The organism is Testudinibacter sp. P80/BLE/0925 (genome assembly GCF_053570785.1).
In genome coordinates this window covers 2,204,894-2,216,725 of record NZ_CM131636.1, presented here as the reverse complement: position 1 = coordinate 2,216,725, position 11,832 = coordinate 2,204,894, and the positions used below count along the sequence as shown (strand labels likewise).

General features: G+C 45.8%; 12 protein-coding genes. 8 read left to right on the top strand and 4 right to left on the bottom strand.

Annotation, left to right across the window (positions count from 1 at the left end; translation table 11 throughout):
* Positions 1-43 precede the first annotated feature (43 nt).
* Positions 44-676, top strand: a complete 633-nt coding sequence (locus ACWA5Z_RS10750) for an OmpW family outer membrane protein (protein WP_431052231.1) — start codon at positions 44-46, stop codon at positions 674-676.
* 135 nt (positions 677-811) lie between these two features.
* On the opposite strand, the gene recN is transcribed toward ACWA5Z_RS10750, so the two are convergent.
* Both recN and ACWA5Z_RS10740 read right to left on the bottom strand, forming a co-directional pair.
* The gene (gene recN, locus ACWA5Z_RS10745; protein WP_431052229.1) at positions 812-2,488 is read right to left on the bottom strand and encodes a DNA repair protein RecN; all 1,677 of its coding nucleotides are present in this window, start codon (positions 2,486-2,488) and stop codon (positions 812-814) included.
* Positions 2,489-2,575: 87 nt separating this feature from the next.
* Complete coding sequence (locus ACWA5Z_RS10740) at positions 2,576-3,496, bottom strand: NAD(+) kinase (protein WP_431052227.1); 921 nt, start codon at positions 3,494-3,496, stop codon at positions 2,576-2,578.
* A 160-nt stretch (positions 3,497-3,656) separates the two neighbouring features.
* Between ACWA5Z_RS10740 and grpE the strand changes: the two genes are divergently transcribed.
* Positions 3,657-4,232, top strand: coding sequence for a nucleotide exchange factor GrpE (gene grpE, locus ACWA5Z_RS10735; RefSeq protein ID WP_431052225.1), 576 nt, complete (start codon positions 3,657-3,659; stop codon positions 4,230-4,232).
* Positions 4,233-4,314: 82 nt separating this feature from the next.
* Here the strand turns inward: grpE and argS are convergent, their stop codons facing one another.
* Positions 4,315-6,045 carry an arginine--tRNA ligase gene (gene argS, locus ACWA5Z_RS10730; RefSeq protein WP_431052223.1) on the bottom strand — a complete coding sequence of 577 codons (1,731 nt, stop codon included), beginning with the start codon at positions 6,043-6,045 and terminating at the stop codon, positions 4,315-4,317.
* A gap of 72 nt (positions 6,046-6,117) precedes the next feature.
* Here argS and ACWA5Z_RS10725 point away from each other — a divergent pair, with 72 nt between their 5' ends.
* Positions 6,118-6,729, top strand: coding sequence for a VOC family protein (locus ACWA5Z_RS10725; protein WP_431052221.1), 612 nt, complete (start codon positions 6,118-6,120; stop codon positions 6,727-6,729).
* A 20-nt stretch (positions 6,730-6,749) separates the two neighbouring features.
* Positions 6,750-7,211 (top strand): outer membrane lipoprotein, encoded by a 462-nt coding sequence (locus ACWA5Z_RS10720; protein ID WP_431052219.1) that lies wholly within the window; start codon positions 6,750-6,752, stop codon positions 7,209-7,211.
* 63 nt (positions 7,212-7,274) lie between these two features.
* On the opposite strand, the gene ACWA5Z_RS10715 is transcribed toward ACWA5Z_RS10720, so the two are convergent.
* A complete protein-coding gene (locus ACWA5Z_RS10715) occupies positions 7,275-7,886 on the bottom strand; it encodes a DedA family protein (RefSeq protein WP_431052217.1) in 612 nt (203 codons plus the stop codon).
* A 302-nt stretch (positions 7,887-8,188) separates the two neighbouring features.
* Here ACWA5Z_RS10715 and rplY point away from each other — a divergent pair, with 302 nt between their 5' ends.
* The 4 genes from rplY (at position 8,189) to folC (ending at position 11,753) form a co-directional block, all read left to right on the top strand.
* Entirely contained in the window at positions 8,189-8,473 is a 285-nt protein-coding gene (gene rplY, locus ACWA5Z_RS10710; protein ID WP_431052215.1) for a 50S ribosomal protein L25, read from the top strand.
* Between the two features lie 99 nt (positions 8,474-8,572).
* Positions 8,573-9,358 carry a tRNA pseudouridine(38-40) synthase TruA gene (truA, locus tag ACWA5Z_RS10705; RefSeq protein WP_431052213.1) on the top strand — a complete coding sequence of 262 codons (786 nt, stop codon included), beginning with the start codon at positions 8,573-8,575 and terminating at the stop codon, positions 9,356-9,358.
* 109 nt (positions 9,359-9,467) lie between these two features.
* Positions 9,468-10,397 carry an acetyl-CoA carboxylase, carboxyltransferase subunit beta gene (gene accD / locus ACWA5Z_RS10700; protein WP_431052211.1) on the top strand — a complete coding sequence of 310 codons (930 nt, stop codon included), beginning with the start codon at positions 9,468-9,470 and terminating at the stop codon, positions 10,395-10,397.
* Positions 10,398-10,403: 6 nt separating this feature from the next.
* Entirely contained in the window at positions 10,404-11,753 is a 1,350-nt protein-coding gene (gene folC, locus ACWA5Z_RS10695) for a bifunctional tetrahydrofolate synthase/dihydrofolate synthase (protein ID WP_431052209.1), read from the top strand.
* Positions 11,754-11,832: the final 79 nt, after the last annotated feature.

Below are 11,832 nucleotides of genomic sequence, written 5' to 3'. Positions count from 1 at the left end.
AGTGTTATAACAAGGTTAATGAATAATTTATGAGGAAATCAGTATGAAAAAAACAGCAGTCGCTTTAGTTGCCGCCGCAGTCTTTGCCAGCGGAGCCGCAGTCGCACATGAAGCCGGAAGCGTGATTGTTCGTGGAGGTCCGATTTTAGTTGTGCCGGATACCTCAACGAAAAATTATGCAGGCAATGCATTAGACTATAACTTTGATGTAAATAGCAATGCGCAACTCGGTTTGACCGGTACTTATATGATCACCGATAATATCGGGGTGGAATTGCTGGCGGCAACACCGTTTAGCCACGAATTGTCATTGCCGGGCATTGGCACGGTAGGTAAAACCAAACATTTACCACCAAGTCTATATCTGCAATATTATTTCTTGGATAAAGAAGCAAAAGCGCGCCCTTATTTAGGCGCAGGGGTAAATTATACGACTTTCTTTAGTGAAAAATCGACGTTTGCACCTGTCACAGAACTGAAATTAAAGGATTCATGGGGATTAGCCTTAAATGCCGGTGTGGATATTGGCTTAACCGATAATTTATTCTTAAATACTTCAATTTGGTATGCAAAAATTAAAACCAAAGCCAGCTTTAAATTAAATGGTAATGAACAAAAAGCAGATGTAACACTAGATCCAATGGTGTATTTTATCGGCTTGGGATATAAATTCTAACTTTGCGGATTCTCGACTGATTGCGTAGAACCGCACTTTTAAAGTACAGGTTTTGCTCACATTGAGCAGAACCTGTATTTTTATTATAGATAATGTAAAAGTGCGGTTTAAATCATTGGACGAATGAGTTGGTATTTAAGCCGCTAATTTTAACAATTCTTTGGCATTTGCCAGCGTCGCGTTGGTCACTTCACTGCCACTTAATAAACGCGAGAGAGCGTGAATCCGTTCTTTGCCATTAAGTGCGGTCATTTCAGTGATGGTTTCGCCGTTACGGGTGAATTTTTGTACACTAAAATGGTGCTGTCCGTGCGCAGCGACTTGTGGCAGGTGGGTGACGCACAGAATCTGGCATTTTTTACCTAATTGCCGCATTAAGCGCCCGACCACGGCGGCGGTTGCGCCGCTGATACCAACATCAACCTCATCGAAAATCAATGTCGGTGTCGCCATTTTATCGGCAGTCAGCACTTGTATTGCCAAGGCAATACGTGACAATTCCCCGCCGGAGGCGATTTTAGCCAGCGGTTGTGATAACTGCCCTAAATTACTGCGCAGCATAAATACGATTTCATCTGCACCTAAGCCGTTAACGGCGGAAGGATTGTGTTGAATCCGAATATCAAATTCGGCATTTTCCATGGCTAATTGTTTAATCACACCGGTAATTTCTGAGGACAATTTTTTCGCACCATCCTGTCGGGCTTGATACAACGCTTCAGCCGCTTGTCGCATTGCGCTAACCGCACTTTCAAGCTGTTGTTGCAATTGCGCTTCGCCTTCATTCAGATCGGCCAATTCGGTTAACTGTAATTTTAACTGTGCGTGGTGTTGTGCCAATTGTTCCGGTTCGATATGGTGTTTTTTCGCTAATTGCAGGGTAGTGCCGAGGCGTTGTTCCACTTCCGCCAGCAAATACGGATCTTGCTCAATATTGGAGGTTAAGTTTTGCAGTTCGGAAGCGGCTTCTTGCACTTGAATCAGCGCACCTTGCAGTAGACTCCGTAAATTGGCATATTGATTGCTCATGCCTAATAATTCTTCGCAATAACGCTCGGATTTATTCAACATCGATTCGATATTCACTGATTCATTTTCATTCAGCAACATACTGATGGATTGCGATAGCTGCGCAATCTGTTCGGCATTGGCTAAACAGTTATGTTGTTGTTCCAACTGTTGATATTCATCCGCTTGCGGATTGAATTCGTTCAACTCTTCCACTTGATATTGCAATAGTTGGCGTTTGGCTTCATTTTCTGTCAGTTGTTGTTGAAAGGTTTTAAGTTGCTGTTTTGCTTGTTTCCATTGCTGATAGCTGTCGGACATTTGCTGTAACCGCACTTGGTTATCACAAAACTGATCCAACAACGTTAATTGCGCTTCGCTTTTTAATAGGCGCTGTGAACTATGTTGCCCGTTGATTTGAATCAGTAATCCGCCCAATTCGCGTAGTTGCGCGACTGGAACCGGGTAATTATTGATAAACGCCTTTGAGCGCCCGTCATTGCGGATAACACGGCGTAAATTGCAAAAGGTAGGCAAATCCAGATCTTCCAATTCATATTGTTGTAACCATTGCTGCGCCGCACTATTAAGACTGATATCAAAGGTTGCCCGCACTTCGCCGCGCTCTTGCCCGTGGCGAATCATACTGCTTTCAGCGCGTTCGCCTAAACACAATCCTAATGCATCAATCGCAATGGATTTGCCGGCGCCGGTTTCGCCGGTAATCACGCTCATGCCTTGTTGCAAGGCAAGATCGAGTTGGTTAACGATAGCAAAATTTTGAATGTTCAAATGAATTAACATAGCAACCTCTTTACTGGGTATTTATACAGGTATTTTATACTGTTTTTTTATCCAGTAAAGAGGTTTTTCTGTTTTTGTTCAAAAATATCAGAATAATTTTTGCAACCAGCCGAGTTTGGCACTTAACACATTGAAATAGTTGTAATCATTTAAATGTAACAGACGTAGGGTATCTTGGCTTTTGCGCACAATAATTTTATCATCGGGCGAAAAGGCATGTGCCACTTGGCTGTCGCAACTGATTTCCAGCTGGCGCACAGTGTATTGTGCAAAACGCAGGGAAATCACGCTATTGCCGTCGATAACCAGCGGACGAGACGATAGGGTGTGCGGAAACATCGGCACCAGTGCAATTGCATTCAGTTGCGGTGTCAAAATCGGACCGCCGGCAGAGAGCGAATAAGCGGTCGAACCGGTTGGCGTGGAAATAATCAAGCCGTCGGAACGTTGGGAGAAGGCGAATTTATCGTTAATATAGACTTGAAAATCGATCATATGTGCGATTTTAGCCGGGTGAATCACCACTTCATTGACGGCATTGTTTAAATTGATCCGTTGATTGCCACGTTCAACCATTGCTTCCAATAAAAACCGCTCTTCGATGAAATATTCCCCTTCTTCCAAACAGGAATGGAGCTGTGAGTAGGCATGCTTTGGATCAATGTCAGTGAGAAAGCCTAAATTTCCGCGATTAATCCCGATCACGGCAATGTCATAGCGCGCCAACACCCGGGCCGTACCGAGCATATTGCCATCGCCGCCGATTACAATCGCTAAATCGGCTTTTTCGCCGATTTGTTCAATCGGGGCGATATGGTTTTCGGGAATAGATAAATCTTTGCCAATGTCTTCTTCTACCAGCACTTCGTAATCACGTTCACTTAACCACTGATAGATGTTTTTATGCATTTGCAGGGCATTATGGTTGCGTGGTCTGCCGACCAAACCAATGGTATGGAACTGCCGTTTACTCTTGCTCGGCGTGGAATTTAACGCATTATTGCTCATTTATGCTACTCATAAAAAATAGTAATTGCTTGAAATAGTCAATTTAGCCCCTATCTTAACAAAATAAGATACAATTAACAGTATCAAGGCTGACTTGATACTGGGTTTTTGGGTAAAATAGCCTGTAAATTTGATATTCAGCACAAAATAGGGAGAAAAGATGTCTGATATTACTGATGAGAAAAAAATTGAAGCTGCCGCCGAAGAGAATGCAAGCGTAGAGCCGCAAGAGGTGGAAATCATCAATCAAGATCCGTTAGAAGAAGCAATTGCCCGTGTGCAAGAGTTGGAAGTGCAGCTGGAAGAAAGCAACAAGCGTGTGCAAGACGTGCAGCTCAGAAGCCGTGCCGAAGTGGATAATATCCGCCGCCGTGCCGAGCAAGATGTGGAAAAAGCGCATAACTTTGCCTTAGAAAAATTTTCCAAAGAGTTGTTGGAAGTGATTGATAATCTGGAACGTGCGCTTGATGCAAGACCACAAAGCGATGATGAAAGCAGCAAAGCGGTGTTTGACGGGGTAGAACTGACTTATAAGTCGTTGATTGCGACTGTAAATAAATTCGGCGTCACCGCCGTTGGCGTGATCGGCGAAGCTTTCAATCCGGAACAACATCAAGCCATTTCTATGCAGCCGACAGAAGGTTTTACCACCAATCAAATCACGCAAGTATTACAAAAAGGCTATTTGTTGAACGGCCGTGTGATTCGTCCGGCGATGGTGATGGTTGCGGCGTAAGTGCGGTTTACACGCAAATGATCGAGAAAAAAATCGCCATTTTTATCTCGGAATGGCGATTTTTTATTTTTAAAACATCAAATTACATTTTTGCGACGGTTTTAATCCCTAATAGATCCAACCCTTGTTGTAAGGTTTTCTGTGTCAGGGCGGCGAGTTGCAAACGGCTGTTCTTCACAGCCTGATCCTCTTGATTTAAAATCGGACAATGTTCATAGAATGCAGAAAACGCCCCGGCCAATTCATACAAATAGGCACATAAAACGTGCGGCGTGCCTTCTTTGGCAACCAGTTGCACCGCTTCCTCAAATTGCAGTAATTTAATCGCTAAGGCACGTTCTTTTTCATCTTGCAAATTGATGTTACCCTGTAACGAATTAACATCAATTTGGCTGCGGCTGAAAATCGAGCTGATACGGGTGTAGGCATATTGCATATAGGGGGCGGTATTGCCTTCAAAACTCAGCATATTATCCCAATCGAACACATAATCGGTGGTGCGGTTTTTGGAGAGGTCGGCATATTTTACCGCGCCAATTGCCACGGCTTCGACCACTTGTTGCAGTTCGGCTGCGCTTAGATCCTGATTTTTTTCGGCGATCAGCTTGGTGGCGCGTTCAATCGCTTCGTTGAGCAAATCGGTCAATTTCACCGTGTCGCCGGAACGGGTTTTGAACGGTTTGTTGTCTTTGCCCAACATCATGCCAAAATTGAAATGTTCCAAGCTCATACTGTCCGGAATATAACCGGCTTTGCGTACGATCGTCCACGCCTGCTGTAAATGCTGGCTTTGGCGGCTGTCGGTGAAATATAATGCTCGGTCGGCGTGCAGCACCTCATGGCGGTATTTGGCGGCGGCAATATCAGTCGTAGTGTAAAGGAAACCGCCGTCGCTTTTTTGGATAATCACGCCCATCGCTTCGCCGTCTTTGTTTTTGAATTCGTCTAAAAACACCACCACGGCGCCTTGGTCTTCGACTGCAATGCCTTTGGCTTTCAGATCGGCGACAATGCTCGGCAACATCGGGTTATACAGGCTTTCGCCCATTACGTCATCGTTACTCAAGGTAACATTTAAGCGATCATAGGTTTGTTGGTTTTGCTGCATGGTGATGTCCACCAGTTTGCGCCACATGGCCAAGCAATAATCATCGCCGCCTTGTAATTTCACCACATAATTACGCGATTTTTCGGCAAAGTCAGCGTCGCTGTCATAACATTGTTTGGCGGCGCGATAAAATTCTTCTAAATCGCTCAGCGCCAAATCTTCGGCGTGTTCGTATTCCACTTTTTCCAAGTAAGCGATCAACATGCCGAATTGGGTTCCCCAATCGCCGACATGGTTGGCGCGGATTACGTTGTGTCCTAAATATTGCAACACTCGCACCACCGCATCGCCGATAATCGTCGAACGCAAATGCCCGACGTGCATCTGTTTTGCCACATTCGGCGCAGAGTAGTCAGCAACGATGGTTTGCGGTTGCGCGACAGGCGCAATTAATTGCGTTTGTTTAAGCAAAGCTTGGCTTTGTGCTGCCAACCATTGTGGGTGTAGAAACAGATTGATAAAGCCCGGCCCGGCAATTTCGACTTTTTCCACGAAATCAGTTAAATCCAAATGATTCAGCACTTGCTGAGCCATCTCGCGCGGTACGATACCCCGTTTTTTGGCAGCCGCCATAATCCCGTTGGCTTGGTAATCTCCGAACTGCGGTTTACCGGATTGGCGTACTAACGCCTCACAGTCTTGTTCTGCACCGGCGGCGATCATTGCCTGTTTGATTTTTTGCGATAAAATGTGTTGAATATTCACAGAAATTGTAGCCTTTTAAATTGAAAATTTGGGCGCTATCATACCGTTTTATCGCCAGTGAGAAAAGACAGAATGACAAATTTAACCGAGCCGCACCCGCTATTTTCCGGCGAATCGGCGGATGTAACCGCACTTTCCGATCAATTTGCCGAATTTGAACGGCAGATTGAACAATTAGCGCAGACAATCGGTATTTCGTTGGCGGAATTTGAAATCGATCATCTGGCGATTCGGGTCAACAGCGTGCGGCAAGGACAAATTTGGCTGGCGGCATTGTTAAAGTGCGGTTCGATATTGAGTGATAATCAAGTCAATGGCAGACCGATTTATTTGATTCGATTAGATCGACCGTTGACATTTGCCGGGCAAGCGGTGTCAATCGTTGAATTGCCCATGCCGAAAAATAAAGTCTATCCGCGGCAAGGTTGGGAACATATTGAATTAGTCGTGCCGTTTTTGGTTAAAGAATCGGCAAATGAATGGCTAAATCGAATAAATCAACGGTTTGGTCTGAACGAAAACCCGCGCTTAAGAGTCAAAGTCGACGAACCTAACGTAGAGGGAGAGCAATTGTGTAATCTTTCAATTGCCGTTACTTTACAAGAGAAGACAGAAAATCATTCTTGTATCAAATTACATCCGCACCCTATTGCCGATGTAGTGGGATCAGAAAGACAACCATGACATGTTGAGGAATGTAATCAATGAAAAAATCAATGTTAGCTGTAACCGTAATGATGGGATTGGCTGTTGTTGGCTGTGCCAATAAAGATGTTTATAGCGGTGATGTTTATACGGGGAATCAAGCGAAGGAAGCGCGTTCGATCAGCTACGGCACCATCGTTTCCAGCCGTGAGGTCGCCATTCAGGCACCTAATCAAGGCGTGATTGGCACGGTCGGCGGCGGTGCGATCGGGGGGATTTTAGGTTCGACCGTTGGCGGCGGCACGGGGCAGGCGATTGCCACGGCAGTCGGCGCAGTTGCCGGTGCGGTGGCGGGCAGTGTGATTGAGCAAAAAGCCAGCCAAGTGGATTCATTAGAATTAGTGATCCGCAAAGATGACGGCAAAGAAATCGTGGTGGTGCAAAAGTACGATTCCAAATTAGTGCCGGGCGCACGGGTGCGTATTGTCGGCGGCTCGACGTTAAATGTTTCTGCTTTGTAATTTCAAGCACTAAAAAATAGCGGTTATAGACTTTCATTTATAACCGCTATTTTATTTATAGGATTAATTATTTTCTTCCGCTTGTTGCCGTTTGCGTTTCCAATACGTAAAACCGACAAAAATAATGACCACAGCCAAAATCAGATAAATCCCCATTTGCCCATGGCGCATTTGCGCTTTAATCCAGTCGATATTTTCCGCGCCGTGATGTCCCAAATAAACCCACAGTGGCACTGAAATAATAGCTGCGAAAAAGTCGATCACTAGAAAACGGATAAAGCTGACGCGACGGGTGACGCCGGAAATAATATAAACCGGTGTTCTTAAACCCGGCAGAAAGCGGGCGAAAAACAGCAGACGGTTGCCGTAGCGATCAAATTTATCTTTCACCATTTTTAAACGTTTAAAGGTGATAAACCGTTTAATTAATTTAAAGCGCAGGATTTTAACGCCATAAAAACGCCCTAAACTATACATCAGGCAGTCGCCGAACAACACACCAAGCATTCCGACCACCACCATCCAATGCGGATTGGCATAGCCCAAGCCGGAGATAATGCCGCCGGAAACCAAGGTGATGTCTTCCGGAATCGGTACGCCCATCCCACATAATAATAAGACAAAAAAGACCGCGAAATAGCCGTAATTCGTAAAAAAATCAATAAAAAATTGCACAATTAACCCGTTATTTTCGTTCGTTTAAAGGATTCAACTTCTTAAATTGAAATAAGGTGTTATTTTGCCTGTTTTTACCAATAATTGCCATCATAAAAAAAGAATCCGCCACAGAAACTTGAGAGAGCGGGTCGGATTAAACAAAACAAATGGCAAAGTGCGGTTTTTGTTTGCGTTGCGGACAAAAATTGACTAGAATAGCCGCCCTTGAGTGAGCCGCGCGCCGTTCAAGCCAAACCTGTCGGGATTGCCGGGTCGCCTGTAATCCTTAATTTTAAAGATTCACAAATGAGACATTTAATATGTATAAATTTAATGCTGAAGTTCGTCAAGCGCTAGGAACGGGTGCGAGCCGCCGTCTGCGCCATGCCGGTTTAATTCCTGCAATCGTTTACGGTGGCAACGAAGCCCCGGTATCTATCACCTTAAACCACGATGAACTGAATAACGCGCAAGCGCACGACAGCTTCTACAGCGAAGTGATCACCTTGGTTATCGACGGTAAAGAAGTGGCGGTAAAAATCCAAGCAGTACAACGCCACCCGTTCAAACCAAAATTGGCGCACCTGGATTTCAAACGCGTATAACCATTAACGTGTCATCTGAAAAACACCAGCAATCTTCGATTGTTTGGTGTTTTTTCGTATCTAAGCTAAGGGAAATACTAAAAGAAAGGCGGAGAGAAAATGAAAATTGCCTTGGGGATTGAGTACGACGGCAGCCGTTATTTCGGTTGGCAGCGGCAGCAGGCGGTGAAAAGCGTGCAGCAAGCCTTGGAAACCGCACTTAGCAAGGTTGCGGCGCATGAAGTTTCGGTTTTTTGTGCCGGACGTACCGATTCCGGCGTACACGCCACCGGACAAGTGGTGCATTTTGAAACCGAAGCAATTCGTCAGCCTCACGCTTGGACGTTGGGCGTAAACGCCAATTTGCCCGATGATGTGAAAGTGAAATGGGTCAAACAGGTTGATGACGATTTTCATGCCCGTTTTAGCGCCACCGCACGCCGCTATCGTTATCTAATTTATAATCATGTACTGCGCCCGGCGATTTTGGCGAAAGGGTTAACCCATTATCACCCGCCGTTGGAACACGAAAAAATGCACCAAGCAGGGCAAGCCTTATTGGGCGAGTTGGATTTCAGCGCGTTTCGCGCGGCGCAGTGCCAATCCCGTTCGCCGTGGCGCAATGTACACCATCTGAACGTCAGCCGTTTTGGGCAATTTGTGATGGTGGATATTCAAGCCAATGCCTTTGTACATCATATGGTGCGCAATATTGTCGGCAGTTTGTTGGAAGTGGGCAACGGCAATCAGCCGCCCGAATGGATCGCATGGTTGCAACAGCAAAAAGACCGCACTTTGGCGGCGGCAACGGCAAAAGCGGAAGGCTTATATTTGGTTGATGTAACGTATCCTGCGGATTTTGAGTTGCCGAAAATGGCGTTAGGACCACTTTTTTTACCGGATTAACCGTTAACTTTTGAGAAAAATGTATAAAAAAACCAATAAATATGGTGTAATAACGCCAGTTTATTAACACCCCAATCATATACAAGAACGATCAACAAGGTTATAAGCAATGAGCTGGATTGAAAGAATTTTTAGCAAAACCTCGGTAAGCAGCAGTAGCCAGAAGGCGAATGTGCCGGAAGGTATTTGGACCAAATGTACCTCTTGCGAACAGGTTTTATATCGGGACGAAGTGGTGCGCAATTTGGAAGTGTGTCCAAAGTGCGGTCACCACATGCGTATCGATCCGCGTGCGCGGTTATTGAGCTTACTTGATGAAAACAGCGCACAGGAATTAGCGGCTGAGATTGAGCCGGAAGATGTGTTGAAATTTAAAGATTTGAAGCGCTATAAAGATCGTCTCAGCGCGGCACAAAAACAAACCGGTGAAAAAGACGCCTTAATCGTCATGCAAGGTAAAATCTATGATTTGCCGGTGGTGGTCGCGGCGTTTAATTTTAACTTTATGGGCGGTTCGATGGGATCGGTGGTCGGCGGTAAATTTGTTAAAGCGGCGGAAGCGGCGTTGGTGAATAATTGTCCGTTGATCTGTTTCTCGGCAAGCGGCGGCGCGCGGATGCAGGAAGCTCTGTTCTCTTTAATGCAAATGGCGAAAACCAGTGCGGTGTTGGCAAAAATGAAAGAAGCGGGGGTGCCGTATATTTCGGTTTTGACCGACCCGACCATGGGCGGCGTTTCCGCCAGTTTCGCGATGTTGGGCGATATTAATATTGCCGAACCGAAAGCCTTGATCGGTTTTGCCGGTCCGCGCGTGATTGAGCAAACGGTGCGTGAAAAATTGCCGGAAGGCTTTCAGCGCAGTGAATTTTTGTTGGAAAAAGGCGCGATTGATATGATTGTCAACCGTCTGGAAATGCGCAAAACCTTAGCCAGTATTTTATCTAAGCTTTGTGGACAACCTTCGCCGTTCAAAGAAGCGGAGTTGGTAGAAGAAGCGAATGAAAATACGAATGTCGAACAGCAACAAGAACATAATTAAGCCGAAATGACAATACCTTTACAAGCCACCTCTCCGCTGGAGAAGTGGCTTTGCTATATGGAGCAAAGCCACAGCAAAATCATCGATATGGGATTAACCCGGGTAAAAACCGTTGCCGAGCAACTGGATTTACTCCAACCGGCGCCGTTTGTGATCACCGTCGGCGGCACCAACGGCAAAGGCACGACCTGCCGTTTGTTGGAAATGTTGCTGCTTAACAGCGGTTATCGGGTCGGCGTTTATTCCTCACCGCACTTGTTGCGTTATAACGAGCGGGTGCGCATTCAAAATCAAGAATTGCCCGATCTGGCACACAGCGAATCGTTTTATTTTCTCGATCAGCATAAATCGCAATCGCTCAGCTATTTTGAATTTAGCACGTTGTCGGCATTATATTTATTCAAACAAGCCGATTTGGACGTGGTGATCTTGGAAGTCGGGCTTGGCGGGCGCTTGGACGCAACCAATATCGTGGACGCCGATCTCAGTGTCATTACCTCGATTGATATTGATCATGTCGATTATCTGGGCGATAACCGCGAGCAAATCGGTTATGAAAAAGCCGGGATTTTCCGTAGTGGCAAAAGTGCGGTCATCGGGGAAACGGAATTGCCGCAATCGGTGATCGATTATGCGCAGCAAATTGGCTGTCCTTTATTTTGTGTCGGCAAAGATTGGTACTACCAACAACAGGCGCAGAATTGGCGCTGGCAGAGTGGCGATTACGTCTTACAAGACTTGCCGTTACCGCACATTCCTCTCGCCAATGCGGCGACCGCACTTGCGGTATGTCGGCAATCACCGTTTACGATCAACCGCGAAACAATCGTGAAAACCCTTGCCGAAGTGGAATTAAACGGTCGCTTTCAAGCTATTAAACCTGAAAAATTACATGGTTTGGCGCGGGCTTGGCAGTTGGAAGCGCAAAATTTAGCACAAGTTATCGTCGATGTCGGGCACAATCCCCATGCGGCGCGCTATTTAGCACAAAAATTGCAGCAGCTTAAGTTACAACGGAATGAGTTACAGGGTAACGTGAAAATTCACGCGGTTTTTGCAATGCTGAAAGACAAAGACGCCGCGCACGTGGTTGAACCGTTGGCGCAATCGATTGACCGGTGGTATTTTGCCTCATTGGACGGCTATCGCGGGCAAAGCGCGGCGGAATTACAAAGTGCGGTTCAGCCCTATTTATCTCGGCAACAGCAGCAAAGTGCGGTTAGGGCGGATAATGTGGAAACGGCGGTTAGAACGGCATTGAGCCGGAGTTCTGCAACGGATATTGTCTTGATTTTCGGCTCTTTCTTCACGGTTGCGGCGTTTTTAGCGTTAATTGAGGTGAAAAGTGCGGTATAAGCAGCAACTTGCTGCTCAATTACGATAAAATACTAGCCGTATAAAAAGAAAACAGGTAGGATAAAACCGACGGAGACTA

What these genes read in the sequence shown, in the direction of transcription:
- ACWA5Z_RS10750 (WP_431052231.1), top strand. Translation starts at nt 44, where the DNA reads ATGAAAAAAACAGCAGTCGCTTTAGTTGCCGCCGCAGTCTTTGCCAGC.
- recN (WP_431052229.1), bottom strand. Translation starts at nt 2,488, where the DNA reads ATGTTAATTCATTTGAACATTCAAAATTTTGCTATCGTTAACCAACTC.
- ACWA5Z_RS10740 (WP_431052227.1), bottom strand. Translation starts at nt 3,496, where the DNA reads ATGAGCAATAATGCGTTAAATTCCACGCCGAGCAAGAGTAAACGGCAG.
- grpE (WP_431052225.1), top strand. Translation starts at nt 3,657, where the DNA reads ATGTCTGATATTACTGATGAGAAAAAAATTGAAGCTGCCGCCGAAGAG.
- ACWA5Z_RS10725 (WP_431052221.1), top strand. Translation starts at nt 6,118, where the DNA reads ATGACAAATTTAACCGAGCCGCACCCGCTATTTTCCGGCGAATCGGCG.
- ACWA5Z_RS10720 (WP_431052219.1), top strand. Translation starts at nt 6,750, where the DNA reads ATGAAAAAATCAATGTTAGCTGTAACCGTAATGATGGGATTGGCTGTT.
- rplY (WP_431052215.1), top strand. Translation starts at nt 8,189, where the DNA reads ATGTATAAATTTAATGCTGAAGTTCGTCAAGCGCTAGGAACGGGTGCG.
- truA (WP_431052213.1), top strand. Translation starts at nt 8,573, where the DNA reads ATGAAAATTGCCTTGGGGATTGAGTACGACGGCAGCCGTTATTTCGGT.
- accD (WP_431052211.1), top strand. Translation starts at nt 9,468, where the DNA reads ATGAGCTGGATTGAAAGAATTTTTAGCAAAACCTCGGTAAGCAGCAGT.
- folC (WP_431052209.1), top strand. Translation starts at nt 10,404, where the DNA reads ATGACAATACCTTTACAAGCCACCTCTCCGCTGGAGAAGTGGCTTTGC.